The sequence below is a fragment of the Paenibacillus enshidis genome (genome assembly GCF_042136365.1).
Lineage (GTDB): Bacteria > Bacillota > Bacilli > Paenibacillales > Paenibacillaceae > Paenibacillus > Paenibacillus enshidis.
This window is the reverse complement of record NZ_JBHHMI010000003.1, coordinates 363159-385590: the sequence shown is the minus strand read 5'-3', so window position 1 is coordinate 385590 and position 22432 is coordinate 363159. Positions and strand designations below refer to the sequence as shown.

Annotated in this window: 19 protein-coding genes and 2 pseudogenes; 5 read left to right on the top strand and 16 right to left on the bottom strand. The window is 51.4% G+C overall.

What is annotated here, in order from left to right; translation table 11 throughout:
• Positions 1–405: 405 nt before the first annotated feature.
• The 14 genes and pseudogenes from ACE41H_RS06185 to ACE41H_RS06120 form a co-directional block, all read right to left on the bottom strand.
• Complete coding sequence (locus ACE41H_RS06185; RefSeq protein WP_375354013.1) at positions 406–1110, bottom strand: YitT family protein; 705 nt, start codon at positions 1108–1110, stop codon at positions 406–408.
• A 373-nt stretch (positions 1111–1483) separates the two neighbouring features.
• Positions 1484–2398: a DMT family transporter gene (locus tag ACE41H_RS06180; protein WP_375354011.1), complete on the bottom strand. Its 915-nt coding sequence runs from the start codon at positions 2396–2398 to the stop codon at positions 1484–1486.
• A 142-nt stretch (positions 2399–2540) separates the two neighbouring features.
• On the bottom strand, positions 2541–3833 hold the full coding sequence (locus ACE41H_RS06175) for an amidohydrolase (protein ID WP_375354009.1): 1293 nt from the start codon (positions 3831–3833) through the stop codon (positions 2541–2543).
• Positions 3834–3899: 66 nt separating this feature from the next.
• A complete protein-coding gene (locus ACE41H_RS06170; protein ID WP_375354008.1) occupies positions 3900–4994 on the bottom strand; it encodes a MerR family transcriptional regulator in 1095 nt (364 codons plus the stop codon).
• 245 nt (positions 4995–5239) lie between these two features.
• Positions 5240–5701: a hypothetical protein gene (locus ACE41H_RS06165; protein WP_375354006.1), complete on the bottom strand. Its 462-nt coding sequence runs from the start codon at positions 5699–5701 to the stop codon at positions 5240–5242.
• Positions 5694–7709, bottom strand: a complete 2016-nt coding sequence (locus ACE41H_RS06160; protein WP_375354004.1) for a S9 family peptidase — start codon at positions 7707–7709, stop codon at positions 5694–5696. The genes ACE41H_RS06165 and ACE41H_RS06160 overlap by 8 nt, the downstream gene beginning before the upstream one ends.
• Before the next feature lie 23 nt (positions 7710–7732).
• Positions 7733–8740, bottom strand: a complete 1008-nt coding sequence (locus ACE41H_RS06155; protein ID WP_375354003.1) for an ABC transporter ATP-binding protein — start codon at positions 8738–8740, stop codon at positions 7733–7735.
• Positions 8737–9708: an ABC transporter ATP-binding protein gene (locus ACE41H_RS06150; RefSeq protein WP_375354002.1), complete on the bottom strand. Its 972-nt coding sequence runs from the start codon at positions 9706–9708 to the stop codon at positions 8737–8739. Before ACE41H_RS06150 ends, ACE41H_RS06155 begins: the two co-directional genes overlap by 4 nt.
• A gap of 24 nt (positions 9709–9732) precedes the next feature.
• Positions 9733–10623 carry an ABC transporter permease gene (locus ACE41H_RS06145; protein ID WP_375354053.1) on the bottom strand — a complete coding sequence of 297 codons (891 nt, stop codon included), beginning with the start codon at positions 10621–10623 and terminating at the stop codon, positions 9733–9735.
• A 59-nt stretch (positions 10624–10682) separates the two neighbouring features.
• A complete protein-coding gene (locus tag ACE41H_RS06140) occupies positions 10683–11600 on the bottom strand; it encodes an ABC transporter permease (RefSeq protein WP_375354000.1) in 918 nt (305 codons plus the stop codon).
• Between the two features lie 81 nt (positions 11601–11681).
• A complete protein-coding gene (locus tag ACE41H_RS06135; RefSeq protein WP_375353998.1) occupies positions 11682–13232 on the bottom strand; it encodes an ABC transporter substrate-binding protein in 1551 nt (516 codons plus the stop codon).
• A gap of 17 nt (positions 13233–13249) precedes the next feature.
• Positions 13250–14452: a M20 metallopeptidase family protein gene (locus ACE41H_RS06130; protein ID WP_375354052.1), complete on the bottom strand. Its 1203-nt coding sequence runs from the start codon at positions 14450–14452 to the stop codon at positions 13250–13252.
• A 56-nt stretch (positions 14453–14508) separates the two neighbouring features.
• Positions 14509–15243 carry a FadR/GntR family transcriptional regulator gene (locus ACE41H_RS06125; protein ID WP_375353997.1) on the bottom strand — a complete coding sequence of 245 codons (735 nt, stop codon included), beginning with the start codon at positions 15241–15243 and terminating at the stop codon, positions 14509–14511.
• A gap of 230 nt (positions 15244–15473) precedes the next feature.
• A pseudogene (locus tag ACE41H_RS06120) lies at positions 15474–15993 on the bottom strand (NAD(P)H-dependent oxidoreductase).
• Positions 15994–16211: 218 nt separating this feature from the next.
• On the opposite strand from ACE41H_RS06120, the gene ACE41H_RS06115 reads away from it, so the two are divergent.
• From ACE41H_RS06115 to ACE41H_RS06100, 4 genes are all read left to right on the top strand, one after another.
• Positions 16212–17483, top strand: coding sequence for a DNA polymerase IV (locus ACE41H_RS06115; protein WP_375353995.1), 1272 nt, complete (start codon positions 16212–16214; stop codon positions 17481–17483).
• A gap of 99 nt (positions 17484–17582) precedes the next feature.
• The gene (locus ACE41H_RS06110; protein WP_375353994.1) at positions 17583–18155 is read left to right on the top strand and encodes a class I SAM-dependent methyltransferase; all 573 of its coding nucleotides are present in this window, start codon (positions 17583–17585) and stop codon (positions 18153–18155) included.
• Between the two features lie 22 nt (positions 18156–18177).
• Positions 18178–18858, top strand: coding sequence for a response regulator (locus tag ACE41H_RS06105; protein WP_375353993.1), 681 nt, complete (start codon positions 18178–18180; stop codon positions 18856–18858).
• Positions 18851–19966 (top strand): sensor histidine kinase, encoded by a 1116-nt coding sequence (locus tag ACE41H_RS06100; RefSeq protein ID WP_375353992.1) that lies wholly within the window; start codon positions 18851–18853, stop codon positions 19964–19966. The genes ACE41H_RS06105 and ACE41H_RS06100 overlap by 8 nt, the downstream gene beginning before the upstream one ends.
• On the opposite strand, the gene ACE41H_RS06095 is transcribed toward ACE41H_RS06100, so the two are convergent.
• Together ACE41H_RS06095 and ACE41H_RS06090 are read right to left on the bottom strand one after the other, a co-directional pair.
• Entirely contained in the window at positions 19880–20164 is a 285-nt protein-coding gene (locus ACE41H_RS06095; protein ID WP_375354050.1) for a branched-chain amino acid transport AzlD family protein, read from the bottom strand. The two genes, ACE41H_RS06100 and ACE41H_RS06095, sit on opposite strands and share 87 nt — an antisense overlap.
• 121 nt (positions 20165–20285) lie before the next feature.
• Positions 20286–20885, bottom strand: coding sequence for a TetR/AcrR family transcriptional regulator (locus tag ACE41H_RS06090; RefSeq protein WP_375353991.1), 600 nt, complete (start codon positions 20883–20885; stop codon positions 20286–20288).
• A 164-nt stretch (positions 20886–21049) separates the two neighbouring features.
• On the opposite strand from ACE41H_RS06090, the pseudogene ACE41H_RS06085 reads away from it, so the two are divergent.
• Positions 21050–22299: pseudogene (locus tag ACE41H_RS06085) on the top strand (MFS transporter).
• Positions 22300–22432 lie beyond the last annotated feature (133 nt).

Below are 22432 nucleotides of genomic sequence, written 5' to 3'. Positions count from 1 at the left end.
AACGGACACCAGACACCACAGCCTACAGACACCCATCTCACTCGGGCTACTAGACTCTGAGGGGGGCGAATCCCCTTTCTGCAAGAAAGCTAGCGAAAAGCTGTCTGCTTTGATTCAGCGTCAACCCCAGTAGTAGATCTAGATCTCCGTTTTACCCCGTTATATCAGGGCCTGTTTGCCGATTTCATGCTGCGAAAGTTGAGCTTTTAATAATTATAGAAAAGATATTTTTGAAGAACTGCTTACAGGATATGATGCTGTTTATGATACTTTAGGGGTGCGGTCTTGGAAAAATCATTTCGGGTACTGAAACCAAATGGAAGAGTGGTCATTAAAATAAAGTGATCGACGAATAACGCCAAAAAACCGTTCGGAATTATTACCGGACGGTTTTTAGACATTTTATTAAGATGATTGCCGTACGCTTTGTACTCCAGTCAATGCTGCGCCAGCGGCAGGCTGTGCCTTTCCCTTAGCCTCGGCAGCAGGCTTGAGCTTAAGCCTGAATCCAACGGTCAGCGTAATCATTTGACCGGCAATCCACACCGCAAAAATGGTATACATCGTTTCTTTGAAAGGCAAATAAAAGAGTGACAACAGCAGCACGATACAGTCGCTTACAAAAAATACGCTGCCCAGCTTCCAGCCCTTCCACTCGCTGATCATAATGGACAGAATATCGTCTCCGCCTGTAGCTCCCCCGCTGCGCATGACGATTCCTGCGCCCAGCCCGGTCAGAACCCCGGACAGCACGGAAGCAACGGCCAGATTGTCCTGCAAATTCATTACCGGCGCTGAAAGCCATTCAAAGCCGCTGTAAAATATGGAGAACGCAGCCGCACCCAGCAGCGCGCGGGCCGCAAAGCGCCACCCTCTGATCAGCCAGGCGGCGATCAGGACCGGTATATCCAGCAGCAGCACACTCCATGCCGGCGACAGTCCGAACGCATACTTGCCCAGCAGGGCAAGCCCTACAAAACCGCCTTCAGACAAATGATTCGCAAAGTTAATATGGTAATAGGCAAATGCCAGAATGAAGGTTCCAAGCAGCATGACAGCTGTTTGTTCCGCCGTTCTGTTAAAAAGCTTCTTCTTGTTCGTTATCCTCATACAGGCTCCCCCGGTTTCTCGCAAGTTGGTTTATCATCAACCGGTACTCACGGAAGCTCGGGTACAACATTCGCCTGGAGGACTTGGTCCTTCGCATCATAATCCCCTCTTCCGCAGTAGTCGGTCACCGACGTACACTCACGGAAGAGCTAAGTATAGGATAGATCATAACGTTTCCAAATCGTCCTTTGGGGAATCATCCTTCGGGGACTCATGGTATCCTGATCCTTTCTCTTTGGTTTGAAGGGACAACACCCGCATACCGATAGGCTGTTCCTCTTAATCTATTATACCACACAGCGCCATGTGCCAAACAACTTGCTTGCGCGGATATTTCCGGCACATTTCAATAATTATGCGGCAGCAGGCGGCGTTATGACGGGATATCCGCCTTTTTACTCATTTTCTTGCCAGGGTTTCCTCCCGGTTTGCGGTTCGCCACAAACACGCCGCCAAGAATCAGGACCAGACCTGCAAGCAGATTCCATCCGATGTGCTCGCCAAGCAGAGTGTACCCCCAAACCATGGCGCTCGCCGGAACAAGATAGGTTACCGAAGTCGCAAACTCCGGGCTTCCCTTCATCACCATATAATTGAACAAAATATAAGCCACGCCCGAGCCTAGCACGCCAAGGCCGATAAAGGAGCCGAGGACAGCTGGCTCCGTCAGATCAGGAACCTGTTCCGTAAAGACTGCAACCAGTCCGCTTCCCGCAGCCGCGCCTGCAAGTGTGGCAAAGGTCATTTGATACATGCTGAGCCCGCCGAGCAAGCGTCTGGACAGCTGCGTGCCAATCCCGTAACATAGCGTGGCCGCCAGCATGCAGGCAAAACCGACCGGGTCCACTGAAATGATGGTCACAGGATTAATGCCGAGCAGGACAATTATGCCTGCAAAGGCCACCAGCATCCCCGTCCATTGCATCCGGGTGAAAGAGGCCCTGAAAAACAGCAACCCGACCAGCATGGTCCAGATCGGTGTCGTGGCATTCAGCACCGAGGCCATGCTGCTGGTCAGCCGTGTTTCGCTGAATGCGATCAACGCCCAGGGAAGAGCCATATTCACCAGAGATACAAGCACGGCCCCGCCCCACGGTACTTGTTTTAAGGAAAAAGGCTTGCGCAAAACCAGCATAACGAGCAGGATGAATACCAGTCCGAATAAGGAACGCACGCTGGCTATCATCCATGGGCCAAGGTCATGCTGCAGCAGCACCTTGATAAACAGGAAGGAGCCTCCCCAAATCAGACTAAGCAGAATCAGAGCTGCATATAATGAACGAGACAACGGCATTCCTTCTTTCCCTATGTGTGTTATATGTATCCATTTGTACGGCACCCTCAAGTCTACAAGAATACTCCTTTTCTGTCGCCATGAAAACCCCTGTCCGCAAAAAAAAGGCTCCTTTCCCGCACCTGCCCCTGACGGATTAAATCCCGGCCGTAATCCGTCGGGCACGAACAGCCGTCTCGCGCAGAATTTCCTCTTCATCCATCGTCAGCAGGCGCCGGCCCTGCATTAAAATACGCCCATTAACAATCGTGGTGTCCACATCAGCTCCACCCACACTGTAAGCGAGCAGCGATTCCGCACGATGGACAGGCTGCAAATGCGGCTTGCGCAGGTCGATCAGAATGATATCCGCTTTTTTGCCTGCCTCCAGCGTGCCGATTTCCGCCCTCAGTCCGAGCAGTTCAGCCCCGCCAGCGGTGGCCATGGCCAGCACTTCTCCTGCTGTGAAGGAAGCGGGATTGCCGGACCGCAGCTTCTGCAGCCAGGCAGCTGCTTTGATTTCCTCGAACATATCAAGCGTTGTTGCGCTGCCCGCCCCGTCCGTGCCAAGTCCGACGGCTGTGCCCTGCTTCAACAGCTCCGCCACCGGTGCAATGCCGCAGGATAGCTTCAGGTTGCTGACAGGATTATGGGCCACACCCCCCTTGAGCCCGCGCAGCAGCTTTACGTCTTCCGGCGTTAAGTGCACCCCATGGGCAAGAAGGACATGGTCGTGGGCAAGCAGCCCCGTATCGGCCAAATATTCAGTTGGGGTGCAATTGTATTTCTCGCGTATTTTGGCGGTCTCCTCCACCGTTTCCGCAAGATGGGTATGCACAGGCACACGCTTATCTTTGGCAAGCGCAAGCGCTTCTTTCATAAAATGCGGAGGACAGGTATAAGGGGCATGCGGCCCGACCATCGTTGTGATTCTGCCGTCCGCCTGCCCATGCCAGCGGTCGATCAGATCGGCTGCTTCCGCCATTCTCCGTCCCCCGTCGTCCTCAAGCCCGATGACGCCACGGGTAAGGGAAGCGCGGATTCCCGCCTCCTTCACCGCTTCGGCAATCTCGTTCATATGAATATACATATCGGCAAAAGCCGTGGTGCCGGATTTGATCATTTCCGCGATGCCCAGCTTCGCTCCCCAATAAATATCCTCCGGAGTCATGCGGTTCTCCGCGGGCAGCATTTTTCGCTCCAGCCAGTCCATCAGCTTCAGGTCGTCGCTAAAGGCCCGCAGCAGACTCATCGGTGAATGCTGATGGGCATTAACGAGCCCAGGTATGGCAAGCATGCCGCGGCCGTCCAGCAGCTCCTCCGCCTCTTCAGCAATGGACGGGCCTATGCTTGCAATCCGGCTGTCCTGGATCAAAAGATCTCCCTCATAGGGTGCTTCCCCTTCCACCATAGTGAAGATCGTCGCATCCTTAATTTTAATTACTGACATAAAGCATCCTCCTGTCATTTGGTTTACAACGACAGGCTACAGGATGCCCTTGCGTGAAGGTCAAGGCTAAATTCCGCCTGCCTCTGCAGACAGCGGTCCGCGCTGCACCGGAACCGCGTAAATCATGTGCACGGCTCCGCTGACAGGGTGAACCGCCGCCAAATAACCATTCTGCCCGAACCATTCCAGCAGCTTCTGACAATGTGCATAGTATACGGGCGTGTCCAAGGAACCGGTCACAGTGCCGATCGCAGCCATCTCTGGCAGCCCGTCCCCCGGACTGCTCTCTTCCGCGTACATCAAATCCGCGATACAGATCCGGCCGTGAGGCTTCAGCACCCGCTTCATTTCGGACAGTGCCACCGGCTTTTGCTCCGGGGTCAGATGGCGCAGCGCATAACTGCTTGCCACAAAGTCGAAGCTTCCATCCTGATAAGGAATGGACAGCAAATTGCCCAGTCTCGCCTCCACCTGCGGAAATTTGCGGCGGCACTGCTTCAGCATTTCCATGGACTGGTCGATCCCGGCCATGGCCGCACCAGCTTCCGCAAACAATCCTGCCAGATTGCCCGTCCCGGTGCCGGCATCCAGCCCCCTTTCCCCCGGAGCGGGAAGCACGCGTTCCACCATCATCCGCAAGGTCGTCGTATAGGCCGGATGCCGACCCCCGCTGCTATCCGTACCGCTAACCAACTCATCATGCACGGCGGCGCGGCTGTCGAAATCCCATGTGTCCCGCCAGCCGTCACGCAGTTGACGGCGACGCTTCAGACCTCCGGCCAGCTCGAACAGATCCTCCCATTCGGGACCGCGTTCTCCCTGGAGCTGCCGGATCATAAAATCAGCCGCATCCAGATTGCGCTTGCCTTCCATCCAGCGGTCGAACATGGCGGAACGCTGCTGCTCCAGCACATAGACCGCCTCCTCGCGCAGTCCGCGATCCAGCAGCTCCAGCAGCTGCTTAACCTCTCCCACCCCCATGCCGAATTCACGCAGTGTCACAATGATGCGCAGGCGCAGCGCATCCCGCTGGCTGAATAGCCGATAGCCGTTCCCCGGGTCCTTGCCGGGCCGGATCATCCCTTTTTCCTCATAAAACCGGATCGCCCGCGCGGATATATTCAGCTGCCGGGCCAGTTCGTTAATTTTCACTCTCTGCATGCTCCGTTCCCCTCTCTGTGTCCACACCATTATAAAACATTAACGCAGCGTTAAGGTAAGCATGACATAAGAGTTTTCCACATGGAAGTAATGGCTGTTTTGGTCGGGAGAAAAAATAACCGGGATCAAGCACTTGCCGCCATGCAATGCAAAAAAGCAGGATCAGGAGCATCCGGCAAACATCCGGCATCCTGGTCCTGTGAAATATGACACTGCATTATGAATTAGTTACATAACCGCGCTGCTTAGCCCGCAGGATCAGTATATTTAAGAAATATTTTCACAGTTGCCTCATCCGTTTGCGAACCCTGCTTCTGTTTTTCTACAATCCACTGCCGGTGAATAAGGGATTCCATCTCCTTGATTTCGGAATCGGATAATTTCAGATGGATTAATTTATATCCGGCCTGGATATAGTCCACATCCTCTCTTTTATTGAACCGGAAGAGCAGCAGCCTTTTGACAGCATTGATGTGCAAAAATTTAAAAGCATAACCGCTGCGGATCGCCTGCTCCCAATCCTCGCCCAGCTCGGCGGCTGTATCCAGCCGCTCGATAAAGTCCATGCTTTGATCACGGACGAGGTCCAGCAGGGGAGAGAAATCCCGCTTGCGCATGCAGGCGATGATCTCTTCATCCGGCGCCCCGCTGCTTCTGCAGTTTTCAATCAGAAGTCCAACCGGAATGGACAGCAGCACTTCACTCATGCTCTGCACCTCCCTTCTCAAGATAACGTGAAAACCATTGGTTGACCTGCTCCAGCACATCCACACGATAGGATGGCTTGCCTGTCTTTAACAGAGAATGATTGGAATTCGGATAGCGGATCAGCATCGTTTCTTTTCCCAGCCGTTTGAGGGCGACATACAGCTGGTCGGCCTGCTCAATCGGGCAGCGCATATCCTGCTCGCCATGAATAATGAGCAGCGGTGCTTTGATATTTTTGACATGGGCCAGGGGTGACTGGTGCCAGAGCAGTTCATGGTCATCCCATGGATTTCCGCCCACAATGCCTTCCGTGTAAGAGATACCGATGTCGCTCATGCCGTAGAAAGAAAGCCAATTGGAAATGCAGCGCTGCGTGACGGCTGCCTGAAAGCGGTCGGAATGGGAGACGATCCAGTTGGTCATCAGCCCGCCATAACTTCCTCCGGTTACGCCAAGCCGGGTGCTGTCCACGAAATCAAAGCGCCGCAGCGCTTCATCCAGCCCCTGCATCATATCGCGGTAATCTCCGCCGCCAAAATCTCCCCGGCAGGCTTTGGCAAAATCCTGTCCATAACCGAAGCTTCCTCTCGGATTCGTAAATACAATGGCATACCCTTGGGCAGCAAGTGACTGCATCTCATGACTGTATGCCCCGGTATACATCGCGTGCGGACCCCCATGGATCTGGAGAATCAGTGGAGCCTTGTCCCCCGGCTGCAACTGGGGAGGTTTCATGATCCAAGCCTGCACTGACAAGCCATCCTCCGTTTCGTACCAAAAAGGCTCAGGTATGCTGATTTCCAGCTGGCCCATCATTTCCGCATTTCTGTCTGTCAGCTTTCGCACACCGCCTGCGGCCGGATCGAGGCGGTACAGCTCTCCAGGCGCCGCCGTCTGTGCGGCTGCGATCACAAGGGATTGGCCGTTGGCGGAAAGGGTAAATTGATACACATCCTGCTCGCCTTCCGTTACCGCCTCATAGCTGCCGTCCGGCAGGAAGCGGTATACCTGAACAGTACCGTGATGTGTACCCAATACATACAGCTCACCATCGCTTCCGTATACGGGAGCAGGGGACGCAGCGGCGGATTTCATATCACTTAATGCGAAGTTGCCGATCTGGATGTCCATATCTCCCGTTATCACTGCAGGATTAGAGTTGTCCAGCGGTACGGTATACAGCCTGTTTTGCATGCCGCTGCCCCATATCCGGTCGTTGCCGATCAAGGCAAAGGAGCAGCCGTCCGGTGCAAAGGTAAATTGGCTGATCGACAGAGAGGAATTCGTATGCCTGCGCATGCTTCCCCCTTCGGTGCGGACGGTAAAAATATCATTGAACGCCACCAGATCCGGATCGGCGGATACGTTTTCCGGTTTCTTTGCCAAAAAAGCGATCATTGACCCATCCGGAGACCAGCAGGGCTGTGACACGTCAAAATGTCCGGAGGTCAGCCTTGTCATCTGTTCCGTTGCCAGGTCAAGCACAAACAGATGGCTGTAAAGCCCGTTCCACAGGCCGCTTCCTTCCGTTTTGGGCACGGTCCGTGTATAGCTTCTTCCTTTTAAGGCTTCCTGCCTGCCGTCCTCTTCAAGCATCAGGGCTTCACGCTCCGCATCTTCACTGACCTGGGTTAAATATGCAACTCTCCGCCCGTCCGGCGACCACACAAATCCGTCTACACCGCGTTTTACATGAGTAAGCTGCCTGGCATCTCCTCCCTCGGCAGAAATGGTCCAAATTTGCTTGCTGCCTTCATGGATCCGTAAAAAAGCAAGCATCGATCCGTCCGGCGACCAGGCTGGAGCCATGTCCTTATTTCCCGCAGTGAGGGCCTTGTCATCCACCCCTTCCAGGGAAACCGTCCGAATGTGTGTGAAATAATCATTTTTTTGCGCATCAATGGTCTTTAGCACATAAGCTACCGTTCCAGCCGGACCGATCACCGGATCGCTGATCCACTGATATTGATACAGATCAGCGGGCAAGACCGCCCGTTTTTGACTCATTTGTCTCCCCCTCTCACTGTTTCTCATAAGGCCATTCCTCCCTCGTGCAAAGGAAAATGGCAGGCAGCCAGTTGACCGCTTTCTTTGCTTTCCAGCGGCGGAGCGACTTGACGGCAAAGGTCCTGCGCATAGGGACAGCGCGGGTGAAATGCGCATCCCTGCGGCGGATTGGCCGGACTCGGCGGCTCGCCGGAAAGCGGGACGCGCTTTTTGCGCAGCCGGGGATCCGGTACAGGCACCGATGAAAGAAGCGCTTCGGTATAGGGATGCTTGGGCCGGTGGAAAAGCTGGTCACGCTCGGCCAACTCGACGATTTTCCCAAGATACATCACGGCGATGCGGTCGCTGATATGCTTGACGGAGGGCAGTCCATGCGCAATGAAAATATAGGTCAATTGAAACTGATCCTGCAGATCCTTCAACAGATTCAGGATTTGCGCCTGAATGGAAACGTCCAGCGCCGATACAGGCTCGTCGCATACAATCAGCTTCGGTTTGAGGGCTAACGCCCGCGCGATGCCGATACGCTGCCGCTGACCGCCGCTGAATTCATGGGGATGCCGGTCTGCATGGTGCTCGCCAAGGCCGACCGTTTCCAGCAGGCGGATGACCTCTGTTCTTAATTGCTTTCCTTTAGCCAGCCCGTGCACAATCAGCGGCTCCGCAACAATATCAAGCACCTTCATTCGCGGATTCAGCGAGGAAAAGGGATCCTGAAACACAAATTGCAGATCGCGTCTGATCCGTCTGACGGACTCTTCATTCATGCCCGTAAGCTTCCTGCCAGCAAAGATGATCTCACCCGCAGTAGGCTCCAGCAGCTGTGTGATCAGCTGCCCTGCCGTAGATTTGCCGCAGCCGGATTCGCCGACAATGCCAAGCGTTTCACCTGCATGCACTTCAAACGTCAGGCCGTCCACAGCACGTACGTAACTTTCCGTTTTAGAGAACCAGCCTTTGGGGACAGGATAATATTTCTTGAGCTCCTTCACTTCCAGCAGCGGTTGTTCAGCAGCCATTGCTTCGTTCATAAAGCAACCTCCTCCGCGCGATGGCATCTGACCAGATGACCCTCTTTCTTCTGCTCCAGCTCAGGCTTTATTCGGAGACAAACATCTGCTGCGTACGGACAACGGGGATGAAAAGGACAGCCGGCAGGCATGTCCAGAAGGTTCGGTACGGTTCCCGGAATGGAATGAAGCCGCTCCTTTTGCTCGGTCATTTTGGGCAGCGAGCCCATCAGACCGATCGTATACGGATGGCCGGGATGTTCGAACAGCTCATATACATTCGCTTCTTCCACAATTTCACCGGCATACATGACAGCCACCCGATCCGCCATTTCGGCCACCACGCCCAAATCATGCGTGATCAGAATGACCCCTGTATTTTCCTCTCTGCTAAGAGTGCCGATCAAATCGAGAATTTGCGCCTGAATAGTGACGTCCAGCGCCGTTGTGGGCTCATCCGCAATGAGCAGCTTGGGACGGCACGCCAGGGCGATGGCGATCATCACACGCTGCCGCATGCCGCCGGATAACTGATGCGGAAATTGGCCGATCACCCTGGCTGCGCCGGGTATGCCCACACGCTCCAACATGTCAATGCTTCGCCGCCTTGCCTCTTGTTTACTCAGTCCCTCGTGCCTGCGCAGCACTTCACCGATCTGGTTGCCTATCGTAAACACCGGATTTAATGAGGTCATCGGCTCCTGAAAAATCATCGAGATCTCGTTGCCGCGGTAATTTCGCATTTCTTTGGCAGACAGCTTCAGCAAATCCTTGTCCTCAAACCGGACCTCACCTCCCGCAATTTCCCCGGGGGCAGCAACCAGCCTCATAATCGACAGCGATGTAACGCTCTTGCCGCAGCCGGACTCACCGACGATAGCCAGCGTTTCGCCCGCGTGTACGGAAAAGCTGACGCGGTTAACTGCGGGAACAGCCCCGCTGCCGGTTTTAAAGACGGTTTTCAGTTCCTTTACTTCAAGCAAGTTCATTGTGCATTGTTCCTCCCTTGTCCGTCAGTTGTTCACCTTCATGCGGGGATCCAGCACATCGCGCAGCCAGTCGCCAAGGAAAATGACTCCCAGCACCGTGACGGTAATGGCAATGCCCGGGAAGGTCGCAACCCACCAGCTGGTCGCTACATACTGCCGCCCGTCGCTGAGCATGCCGCCCCAGGATACGTCCGGCGCCCTAATGCCCAGCCCCAGAAAGCTGAGCGACGCTTCCATAATAATGGTGGTTGCCACGCTCATGCCCGAGATGACAATGAAGGAGGACAGGATGTTGGGCAGGATGTGCCTGAAAATAATCCTTCCGCTCCTTGACCCGACAGCTCTGGCTGCTTTGACAAAATCCTGTTCCTTGATGCTTAGCACCTCTCCCCTGACGACTCTTGCATAGGACACCCAGTTCGTAATGCCGATAACAAAGATCATGGTGGTCAGCCCTGGCCCCACGACCGCCAGCACAACAAGCATAAGCAGAATGGTCGGAACCGCCAAAAAGGCATCGGCTACACGCATAATGAGCGCATCGATCCATTTGCCGTAATAGGCTGCCAGCAGTCCCAGCACAGCCCCGATGGCTCCCGATACCAAGACAGCACCGACACCTACGATCAGGGATACCCGTGAGCCGTATACGATCCGGCTCCATATATCACGTCCCAGATTATCCGTACCCAACAGATGCTCGGAGCTCCCCCCTTCAAGCCATGAAGGCGGCTGCAGACGGTCCAGCGGATTGACCTTGGCTGGATCGTGGGTCGCCAGCAGCGGGGCTGAAAGAGCAATCATGATGACCAAAATAACCAGAACAGCCCCTGTTGTTCCCGTCTTGCTTTTCAATAACAGTCCCAGCCAGTGCCTGATACCGCCTTGCTTTCTGCTCTTTTGCGCTGCATGCAAAGCCGTGCTCTGCACCTGAGTCTCCGGTGTAGCAGACAATATGTTTCCCCTCCCCATCACTAGCTGTACTTGATCCGCGGATCCAGCAGCCGATAAATGATGTCTGTCAATAGATTCATGACCATAACAAAGATGGCGATGACAAAAACGGCCGCCTGCACAATCGCCATATCGTGGGTATTCACGGCTGCCACAAGCAGCTGCCCCAGTCCAGGCCACGCAAATACGGTTTCCGTAATAAGCGTCCCCCCGATCAGACTTGTAAACTGCAGGCTCATAATCGTTACAACAGGAATCAGTCCGTTGCGCAGGGCGTGCTTGCCAATGACGATCGTTTCAAAAATGCCTTTGCTTCTGGCCGTGCGGATATAGTCCTGATTTAATATTTCAAGCATGTTGGACCGGATCAGGCGCGTCATTTGCGCGGATAAACCAACCCCCAGGGTCAGGGCAGGAAGAATCAGATGTTCGATGCCGCCTCTGCCTGACACAGGAAACATTCTGAAGATCACAGAAAAGAACAGGATCAGCATGATGCCCATCCAGAAGTTAGGCATCGCCTTCCCCAGCACGGAAATTCCGGAAATAAAGAGGTCTGCAAACGTATTGCGCTTGACGGCTGACCAAATGCCCGCCGGAACTGCAATTACAACGGCCAGGATCATGGCGGCTACCGCCAGCTCGAAGCTGGCCGGCAGCCGCTCCAGCACCAGCGGAAGCGCCGACTGGTTGTAATGAAAGGAAGTCCCGAAATCTCCCCGCACCGCATTCGCCAAAAAGAGGGCGTACTGCCTGTACAACGGCTGATCCAGTCCAAGCTCCTTCGTCAATATGGCCCGGTCTTCATCCGTGGCTGTTTCCGGGAGCATCAATGCCACCGGATCCCCGGTTACACGCACGAGCACAAAGACGATCAGCGAAATGAACAGCAGGACAGGTATCATTTGCAGCAGCGATTTCGCGATATACTTTGCCACAGCTTCAACTCCCCACCCTATTGGACAGAGCAGGCAGGAATGTGGTACATTCCCGCCCGCTCCCGTCTCCATTGTGTATTTTTATCCGTTGTTCGGCGTGATTTCATCTACAAAATACATCTCATCCTCACGAGGCTTATAGTTAGCCTTGCTTCCAACCCCATAAACGCCTTCCATCTGGAACAGGTACACGGCAGGCCGGTCCTCAGCGAAAATCTGCTGAACCTGCTGATACTGCTGTTCCCTTTCCTCACTGTTCATGTTTTGCGCTGCCGCCTGTAACAGCTCTTCCACCTCAGGGTTGTTGTAATCCGTTTCACCTTTGGCTTCATCGGCAAAGTAGCGGTTATAGTTATTGGAGGCATCATTCAGGGAATTGCCGATGCCGAGCATGAACATCTCGCCGAACGTTTTGGACGTCATCTTTTCACTGAAAGCACTCGCTTCCAGTACATCAAGGTTGACCTTGAAGCCTGCGTCGGTCAGCATGGCGGCCACAACTTCCGCATACTCCTTGTACTGTGACGATGCCGACAAGGACAGTTCCGGCCCTCCATTGCTGTACCCGGCTTCCTGCAGCTGCTGCTTGGCCCGTTCCGGATCATATACAGACTGTTCATACAGGCTCGGATCCGAGCCAAAGACGCCCGGTGTTACGGAGGTGCGGGTCAGGATGCCTGCTCCGCCGGCGATGCTGTCCACAATTGCCTGCTTGTCGATGGCCAAATCGATGGCTTCACGCACCTTCGGATCCGCCGTTGCCGTGCCTTCGGTATGACGGATAATAAGCTGCAGCACGCGCCGGATCGGAGCCTTGGTCACAGACAAGCCTTCGGTGGCCTGGATGCGCTCAACGTCTGTCGAAGGGATGCCGGCTGCAATATCAACACCGCCTGTCAGCAGCTCGGAGACCCGTGTGGATGCCTCCGGAACCGCGCGAAATACAACCTTGTCCCATTTCGGCGTTTCGCCAAAGTAATCTTCATTTTTAATCAGCTCTATCCGGTCATCCTTTTTCCAACTGCTGAATATATAAGGTCCCGTGCCGACTGGCGCCTGTAAAAATGCATCCATTCCTTTTTCTTCAATATATTTGGATGGCAGCATGCCCGAACCCATGCGGGACAAACGGTTGAGCAGCAGCGGGTCTGCACCGTCCGTTACGATATCCACCGTATAGTCGTCCACGATCTTGACTTCCGCAATTTGCTTGTAGTACGTATTTTGCTTCAAGGAGCTGTCCTTGGCCGCACGCTCCAGCGTAAATTTCACATCCGCTGCTGTGAACGGATCACCGTTGTGAAACTTGACATCATCGCGCAGCTTGAAACGCCACGTCGTATCACCCACCTGCTCCCAGGAGGTGGCAAGAACAGGCACTTTTTTGCCTTCGCCATCATTTTTGAGCAAATAATCAAACATGTTGACGAGCACCGCTTCACTCACCGTATTGTTGTTGTTATGAATATCAAAGCTCTCAATGTCGGTGGCATTGGCAATAGTCAGTGTTTTTTCGTCCGAAGCGGATGAGTCCGTTTCTCCCGCAGAGCTTCCGGTGCCGCCTCCGCAACCGGTAACTATAAGCATCATCAATAGCAGTAAGACAGAACTTTTCATAAACCAACTTTTCATGTGACGTCTCCCCTAAATTATTTTTGCAAAGCCTGAAGACCCGCCAGCCAGGATTCATCTGCTTCAGCCAAAAAACGGAGCGCAATGGCAGATAGCAGCGCTGTACCGTGTTGAAGTGCATTCTCGTCCAGATCGAACAGGGGATGATGCAACGGATAGCTTGTCCGTTCTTCCCCGTCCCCTACGCCCAGCCGGAAAAACACACCTGGTACGGCTTCGGAATAAAAGGCAAAATCCTCGCCCCCGGTAGAAGGCTTCAGATCCCTCCAAACCTCTTTCCCGTACAGCCTTTGGCTTGTTTCTGTCACAAAATCAACCATGCCTTCATTGTTCCGGACAGCAGGATAGCTCTTGTCATAAATCAATTCATACTGCGCCCCGAAGGACCGGGTAACACCTTGAATCACCTGTTCAATGAGCACAGGCATCTGATCACGCACGGCAGGCGATAATGTCCGTACAGTACCCACCATCCTGACGGTGGAGGCAATAGCTGTGCCAATGTCGCCGCCTTCGATTTTGCCAATGGTAACGACGGCAGGCTCAAGCGGATCAATCATGCGGCTGGTCACATTTTGCAGCGCCGTGATGACCTGGGCGGAAACGGCAATGGCGTCAACGCCTTCATGCGGACGCGCCGCATGTCCCCCTTTGCCGAATATCGTGATCTCAATCGGGTCGGCCGAAGCAAAGGCGATTCCTTTCGAACCGCCGATCGCTCCGGTGGGCAGACCGGGATACACATGGATGCCCGCTATGGCATCCACCTGCGGATTTTGCAGCACCCCGTCGTCCATCATGGCCTTGGCGCCTGCCAGGCCTTCCTCTGCGGGCTGGAAAATAAACTTGATATTGCCCCGCTGCGGCCTGCCCAGCCCGGTCAGCAGCTGGGCCGCTCCCATCAACATGCTGGTATGCGCATCATGCCCGCATAAGTGCCCTTTTCCGTTGATCTGTGAAGCATAGGACACGTCCTTCTTCAAATCCTGAATTGGCAGCGCGTCCATATCCGCTCTTAATCCAATCGTCGGTCCCGGCGCTTCTCCGCGAAGCAGGCCGACCACTCCCGTTTTGCCAACCTGTGTCGTTACCTCCAGGCCCAGGCTCTCCAGATGTCTGGCCACAATGGTGGACGTGCGGAATTCTTCGTAACCGGTTTCCGGGTGCTGGTGAAAATCTCTTCGCCAGGAGACCAGCTGCTCTTTTAATTGCTCTGACATCGCCTGTAGCTCATCCAGTTTCAAGTTTAGGCATCTCCTTTTACTATTTTTTGTCCTCAGATGTCGTCATGTTCTTTAAATACACGGGAATAGATGGCTTCTGCAGACATGCTGATATGCTGCTTCATAAGTTCTCTGGATTTAAGCCCGTCATGAGAGGATAAAGCAAGGAACAAAGCCTCATGTTCCTGGTTATTGACCGATCGCACGTGTGCGCTAAAGGGCATAAGATCCAGCGCGGGGTTGATTTTGGTACGGATTTGGCGGATGGCTTTACCCAAATACGGATTTCCCGAAGCCTGGGCGATGCTCAAATGGATTTTCACATCCAGTGCCCGGAACACCTCTCTGGAGCAATCCGGGTTCATGCTTGCCTCGATGTATTCCTGCAGCTGCTTCAGTTCCTCATCCGTCATGCGCTCAGCCGCAAGAAAGGCAGCTTCTGGCTCAATCACGGCCCTGAATTCGAAGATCTTGAGCATGACCTCCCAGTTTTTAGCGATTTCCTCCCGGTTGCGCCGATGAGAATTTAACGTTAGCGGGAGGACAAACGTGCCTCCTTTGGCGCCAACCCTTTTCTCCACCAGACCCAGCGCTTCGAGCTGTGCAAGCGCCTCTCGTACAGCAAGGCGGCTTGCACTGAAGATAACCGACAGCTCCCGCTCTGACGGAATCTGTTCATCACTCATCAATTCCTTCAGAATGATGGCTTCCTCCAATTGCTCGAAAATAAAATCACTGACCTTCTTTGGAGTAACCTTTTCAAAGTGCCATGGGGAGTTTGCTGACACATCACCACTTCCGTTCTGCTTGAAAATCTATGCTATAAGGTCTAAACCTTATACCATTAAAGGCATTTTTCTCAATATATATTCCTTTTCCTATTATGTCAACATATTAACTCGGAATTAAATGAACAAATTATACTTATAGAGCTATAGCTGCCGTTTTCCGGAATGACAAAAAGAGCGGGTATTGTGGAAAAACGCCCAGCAATACCCGCTCTATTACAATCAAAGAATTACTCAGTTACGACCTTCGCATATTCCTTGGCTGATGCTTCAAGCTCCTCGTCCGTTACCGTTCTGATGCCATTTAAAATAAAGTATGGCTTGAGCTTGGTGCCAATCAGGTTGCTGGTGGCTTCCAAAGGTCGCAAGAGCTCCTCCATTGTATATTTGTTCAAGCCTTCAGGCTGATAGTTTTCCTTCGGGCTGCCGCTGGAAACAGCCAACTGCAGCTCTTTGCCGTGCAGTTTTGTTCCGCCCTCGCCAAAGGCCCAGCCGTAAGCCAGGACCATATCCTCCCATTTTTTTTAAAAGCGACGGTGTGCTGTACCAATAAAATGGGAACTGCAGAACGATACGGTCATGTTCCTCCAGCAATTGCTGCTCACGCGCCACATCAATCTGTTCGGACGGATATTCTTCATACAGATTATGTACGGTCACGTTTGGCTTGCCTTGAAGCTCTTCGGCCCACCGTTTGTTGATATGGGATTGCTCCAAATGGGGATGCGCCACAATAACTAATGTTTTCATTGAAAATCTGTCCAGTTTCATAATAAAATTATCATCCAAATCGATTGTAACTATATAAATTACATGTGAGTTATAATAATTTCATTTATGTGATTCGTCAAGTCTTTAGTCATTCATTTTTAGAAACCAGTAATTACCTCATACATAGAACAAATGTTTGTTCTATAATATACAGGAACTTATGTTCGCATTTATATCTTGAGTTGGAGGAAGCAAAGATGGCTAAGACAAATGAGCGAACCATTTTTTTGGCAGACTGCCAGAGCTTTTATGCCAGTGTGGAGAAAGCGGAGCATCCTGAATATAAAAATAAACCGCTTGCTGTAGCAGGCGATCCGGCGCGCAGATCGGGGATTATTTTGGCCGCATGCCCTATAGCCAAAAAACACGGTGTAACTACAGCCGAACGCCTCGGTCAAGCACTCAAGAAGTGTCCCGAGCTCGTCATTGTACGTCCCCGCATGAAACATTATATTGATGTTTCTCTGACCATCACTGACATATACAGGGAATATACCGATTTGGTGGAGGTTTTCAGCGTTGATGAGCAGTTCCTGGATGTGTCCCGAAGCCAGCACATATTCGGCGGTGATCCTACGGCCATTGCCCGGGAAATCCAGCAAAAGGTTCTGCTCAACACCAGGGTCTGGGTGCGGATTGGCATCAGCTCCAACAAAATGCTGGCCAAAATCGCAACCGATATTTGGGCCAAGAAAAACAAGAGCGGCCTGTTCACGCTGCACAGGAACGAGATAGAACCTCTGTTGTGGCCGCAGCCGGTGAACAAAATGTTCGGCGTGGGCTCGCGCATGACGGCCCATTTCGCGCGGCTCGGCATAACCACCATCGGAGATATTGCCAGAACGCCCTTGCCCGAGCTGAAGCGCAAATTCCGCGCCCATTTCGGTAAACAGTCCGACATTCAGGCTGAAGTGATGTGGAGAACCGCCAACGGCCTGGACGACAGCCCCGTCGCCCCGTATACGTTCAGCACACCGCAGAAATCGATCGGCCATATGATGACCCTGCCCAGGGATTATGTAGAGCCGCACGAGGTGGAAACCATTTTGCTGGAGCTCACGGAGGAAGTATGCCGGGACACCCGCCGCAAAGGATACATGGGCTCCGTGGTCACCGTTGGCTGCATGTGCAGCTCGTACGAGGCCCCGACCGGATTTTCCCGCCAGATGAAGCTGCCTGATCTGACCAACAATACGAATAAAGTCTACAAAGCCGTGAAGGAGATTTTCTATAAGTTCTGGAATCATATGCCGGTACGGCGCCTGGGTATCAGCCTGAGCGGTTTGACGGACGGGGAGACCTACCAGCTCTCCTTCTTTGAAGACGAGGAGCGAACCCGCTCGCTGGAAAAAGCCACAGACAGCATTAAAGAACGGTATGGCAGCGCGGCGATCATCCGCGCCTCCTCCCTCACCCGCGCCGGGCAGGCTTTGGAGAGATCCTTGAAAATCGGGGGGCATTATAAATGAGCATCCTTCTTCAGAATTTCTTTAGATTTATCCTCGTGAATTCCTTAGATTTTTCCGTTACTATGTTTATGTGGAAAACAAAACGAGGGGGAAAAACAGTTGAACATCAATGAAAATCTGCTTTTTTTGAAAGGCTTTCTGCAAAATCCAAAACGAGTGGGAAGTGTGCTGCCTAGTTCCCGGTTTCTAGGGGCTAAAATGGTTCAGTCTGTACCATGGAATGAGGTCAAGGCTGTTGCAGAGCTCGGGTCAGGTACAGGTGCTATTACACGTTTCATCAAGACACAGGTAACTGGATCAACGAAAGTGTTATTGTTTGAAATGGATAAAAAAATGAGAAATAATTTGAGGATAGAATACCCGGATTTCGCATGTCATTCCAACGCTTGCCACATGGTTGAAAAAATGAATCAGCAAAACATCGGTCAGCTTGACTGCATTATTAGCGGATTACCGTTTTTCAATTTTACGAGTGAAATGCGAGAAACTTTGCTTCATCAGATTGTGGAGGCACTCAAACCTGGAGGAATTTTCGTCGCTTATCAATACTCCCTGCAAATGAAAAAACAATTTGCCGAACAATTAATCATTGAAAAAATCGAGTTCGTACCGCTCAATTTCCCTCCTGCTTTCGTTTATACCTGCCGCAAAAAGGAGAATGTTTCAAATTAAACAACAGAAGGGGCACAGTGTTATGAATACAGTGCTTGTCGTAGATGATGATTCAGAAATCCGGGATATCATTCACGTATACTTGCGAAATGAAGGATACCATGTCATAGAAGCTGCAGATGGTCTGAAAGCGCTGGATATAATAAAAACAACCTCTATCCAGTTGGTCATCCTCGATGTCATGATGCCACGAATGGATGGTATTATGGCATGCATTAAAATAAGGGAAATATCGAACACGCCCATTATCATGCTATCGGCCAAGGAAGAGGATATTGATAAAATTACAGGTCTTACTACCGGAGCGGATGATTACATGATCAAACCGTTTAATCCGTTAGAATTGCTCGCTCGAGTAAAAGCTCAACTACGGCGACAATCATTAATGGGGAACGAAGAATTTAATTCTCTTATCCTCATCAAAGATCTTATTATTGACAAGACTAAACATTCCGTTACATTGAAAGGAAACCATATCTCGCTGACCCCGCTTGAGTTTTCAATTCTGGAGCTGCTCGCAAGCCACCCTGGGCAAGTATTCAGCACTGAAAAGATTTATGAGAGCGTGTGGAAAGAGCCGTACGGATATTCAGATAATACAGTCATGGTCCATATTCGTAATTTGCGGGAAAAAATAGAAGAGCACCCAAGAGAGCCAAAATATATTAAAACCGTTTGGGGAGTTGGCTATAAAATTGAATGAACATGTACAAGAGCCAAAAAGAAAACATAGGATTCAGGTCAACATTTTAATCAGAATGGTGCTAAGCTTAATCGTTGCTATTGCTATCAATGATTTTCTCATTTTACTTTTCGTGAAACTCGCTCACGCATGGGGATGGGATTGGTTACGCAATGTCTTCCCTTATTTTCTGACTCCCTTGTTTATTGTTATCTTTATATTTACTTTTTTTATTTTGACACGACGAATCGTTAAAGACTTAATCACATTGGAACATGGGCTGCAAATCATTGCTGAGGGGGATTTAAAATACCGGGTGCCTGTTAAGCGAAAGGATGAACTCGGGAGGGTCGCGTTTAACATTAATTTGATGGCAGAACGTTTACAGCAGCAGATTGAAAAGGAACGTGAACTGGAAAACTCCAAGATGGAGATGATCACGGGTATTTCGCATGACTTGCGTACGCCACTTACAAGTATTATCGGTTATATCGAGCTTTTAAGAACAAATTCATTCCAAAATCAGGATGAATATACGCGATTTATTCAAAACACTTATAACAAAGCTGTTCATTTAAAAAAATTGCTCGATGATCTGTTTGAATATACCCGGCTTACTTCAACTGAAACCCGCTTGGACCTAAAAAAGATCGATGTATTTCAGCTTCTCGATCAATTACTTTTTGAATTTGAACCGATCGCCCAGGAGAACGGTATACATATTGTGAAAGAGATCGGGGACTCTCCTGTTATAGCCCTCATTGACAGTGAAAAAATTGCCAGAGCAATCGATAATCTGCTTATGAACGCTCTAAAGTACTCTGTAAAACCGGGAACTGTTCATATTTTAATGAAGTCGAATCATAAGCAAATTACGATTGAGGTCGAAAATGAAGGCACTCCCCTGACGCAAGAACAAGAAAATAAACTTTTCGATCGTTTTTATAAAGTTGACCATTCAAGAAGCAGTGAAGGCATTCAAACGGGAACCGGACTAGGCCTTTCTATTGCCAGAAACATCATTGAGCTGCATGAGGGAACCTTAACCCTCAATCATGTAAAAAACATATTTAAATTTACTCTTACTTTGCCTCTTCCATATATGGAGAAACACAACTATAGCAATTGAAATGAATGCGGGGAAGCCGTGATTATCGGATAAAAATTGGACATCTTTAATACTGTAAACTACCAGCAAGCCCAGGGCTGCCGAAGGCAGCATCTTACCGAGATACTGCATATAACGCGGAGTGGGCCGAGCCGGAGGAAAAATAAGAAATGGAAGAAATCTGTTCTTTGGAAGAACTAAAAAGGGGATTGGAGGTATTGAAAGAAAATCTCAGGCTTTAATGCACACTGCAGCAGCGCGGCAAGCGTAAGGTGCTCCTCCTCACCCGGGCCTGTTTTTTTGAAAGATCTCATGAAACTCGTGAGACGTTGCAGTGAGGTCAGCCGTCAGCTTCGCCGACCGCAGGAAGCAGCTTCATCGCCGCGCTGATGCAGCTGTCGACCCAGACAGGGCCTGGATTTGATTTTTTCATAACAGTGATGCCGATGAAGGAAGCCACCAGGGCATGGGCTGTCGCCTTACAGTCGATTCCTGCCTGAAGTTCGCCCGAAGCAATCCCGCGCTTGATCGTTCCCTCAAAAATAACCGCCAAATACTGCTGGTGCTCGCGGGTCAACACTTCAAATCTGGTGTCATGCGGTGCCAGCTCCACCATCGTGTTGACACAAAAGCAGCCGTTCTGAACGAAGTCGGCGTCCGTAAACGCTCCCTCTAAAAACAGCATTTTGAAAGCCTCTTTTACGCTTGCTGTCTTGTTCAGCTTTGTACGGACATTCATGGCATGAAGCTGATTATATTTGCGCAGCGCCGCTTCGAACAAAGAAGACTTATCGCCGAAAGCCGCATATATACTCGGTTTCTGAATCCCCATCCGGGTGGTCAAGTCGCTTAGCGAAGTTGCCTCATACCCTTTTTCCCAAAAAAGACGCATGGCCTCTGTCAAAGCCTTTTGTTCATCAAACTCACGAATTCTAGCCATATGACCTCCACTAATTGTACCAACTCTAAATGTACCAATTGGTATGAAATAATAATATCTAATCGCCTCTTTAATGTCAATTATCTGTTGACAAATCGAGAAAATAGAAAGTAATATAAGTGCAAAAATAATATACCGATAGGTATAAAAAAGGAGTTGCCACCATGTCTAACTTTTCCTCTCTGCCCAAACCGCATGACGCAAAACTCCCTATAGAGCTTACGCGATTTGCAGCTGTATTATATGCAATTGTATGCGGCTCCGCTGTAGCGACGGTTTATTTTGCCCAACCCTTGCTTGAAGCGATTGCCGAAGATTTCGGCATCTCCCCTGCCGTCATCGGAGCTGTCGTCACAGTGACTCAGCTGTGCTATGCCTTGGGGCTGTTTTTCATTGTCCCTCTCGGCGATTCACTTGACCCGCGCCGCCTCGTGACCGGAATGATGATTGGTTCGGTGGCAGCTTTAAGCATTGTGGCTTTTTCTTCGAACGCTTTGCTGTTATTTCTCGGGATAGGCTTGACCGGGTTTCTGGCCGTCGTCGCGCAGGTGCTCGTAGCACTTGCCGCCCATCGCTCTCCACCGGGGCGCCGCGGCCATAACATCGGTCTCGTGACGAGCGGAATCGTCCTCGGAATTTTGCTTGCACGCACTTTCGCCGGTACTCTTGCAGATTTGGCTGGATGGCGATCGGTTTACCTGGTCGCCGCTGTAATTATGCTGGGCATGGCCTGCGTATTCCTGTTCATTACACCTGCCGTGCCATCCCCGCCCCGGCGAATCTCCTATCCGGGACTGCTGCGTTCTGTTAAAGACTTGTTTGTACAAATTCCGCTATTAAGAGTTCGCGCGCTGCTCGCATTTTTGATCTTTACCGATTTCAGCATATTATGGTCCTCCATGGTGCTGCCGCTCAGCTCTCCACCCCTTTCTTTAAGTCATACCGCTGTCGGGCTGTTCGGGCTGGCAGGTGCAGCGGGTGCTGTGGCGGCAGGCCGGGCCGGACGGATGGCTGACCGGGGACTGGGACAGCGGACGACCGGTGTGGCGCTGCTGCTGTTACTCATATCGTGGCTGCCGATCGGTTTATTGGGGACATCGCTGTGGCTTTTTGCCGCAGGGGTTGTCATGCTGGATTTTGCGGTACAGGCGGTGCATGTCACCAATCAAAGCATGATCCTAAGCGTTCGTCCGGAAGCACGGAGCCGGTTATAACCGCCGGATACATGATCTTCTATTCCTGTGGAAGTGCAGCGGGCGCGGTAGCCTCGACCCTGATTTACTCCTGGGCAGGATGGACGGGAGTATGCCTGCTTGGAGCTGTGGTAAGCGTGGGCACTCTGCTTTTTTGGATCCTAACGTGTAAAACATCCGGTTTTTATTCCCCGCAAAAAGATAGCCAAAGGACCGGATAAATCGGGCTTATGGTATAATTTGAACCTTTTTGAGCTCGAATTGGAAGAAGGAGCTTATGACATACTTTCAGTTTTCCGCAAAAGCTCAGGTTTCGAGCCGATAGTGCGTCCACCGGAAATTTAACGGTTACAG

Coding starts and splice junctions, on each gene's coding strand:
- ACE41H_RS06185 (WP_375354013.1), bottom strand. CDS start 1,110: ATGAGGATAACGAACAAGAAGAAGCTTTTTAACAGAACGGCGGAACAA.
- ACE41H_RS06175 (WP_375354009.1), bottom strand. CDS start 3,833: ATGTCAGTAATTAAAATTAAGGATGCGACGATCTTCACTATGGTGGAA.
- ACE41H_RS06170 (WP_375354008.1), bottom strand. CDS start 4,994: ATGCAGAGAGTGAAAATTAACGAACTGGCCCGGCAGCTGAATATATCC.
- ACE41H_RS06165 (WP_375354006.1), bottom strand. CDS start 5,701: ATGAGTGAAGTGCTGCTGTCCATTCCGGTTGGACTTCTGATTGAAAAC.
- ACE41H_RS06160 (WP_375354004.1), bottom strand. CDS start 7,709: ATGAGTCAAAAACGGGCGGTCTTGCCCGCTGATCTGTATCAATATCAG.
- ACE41H_RS06155 (WP_375354003.1), bottom strand. CDS start 8,740: ATGAACGAAGCAATGGCTGCTGAACAACCGCTGCTGGAAGTGAAGGAG.
- ACE41H_RS06150 (WP_375354002.1), bottom strand. CDS start 9,708: ATGAACTTGCTTGAAGTAAAGGAACTGAAAACCGTCTTTAAAACCGGC.
- ACE41H_RS06135 (WP_375353998.1), bottom strand. CDS start 13,232: ATGAAAAGTTGGTTTATGAAAAGTTCTGTCTTACTGCTATTGATGATG.
- ACE41H_RS06130 (WP_375354052.1), bottom strand. CDS start 14,452: ATGTCAGAGCAATTAAAAGAGCAGCTGGTCTCCTGGCGAAGAGATTTT.
- ACE41H_RS06115 (WP_375353995.1), top strand. CDS start 16,212: ATGGCTAAGACAAATGAGCGAACCATTTTTTTGGCAGACTGCCAGAGC.
- ACE41H_RS06105 (WP_375353993.1), top strand. CDS start 18,178: ATGAATACAGTGCTTGTCGTAGATGATGATTCAGAAATCCGGGATATC.
- ACE41H_RS06090 (WP_375353991.1), bottom strand. CDS start 20,885: ATGGCTAGAATTCGTGAGTTTGATGAACAAAAGGCTTTGACAGAGGCC.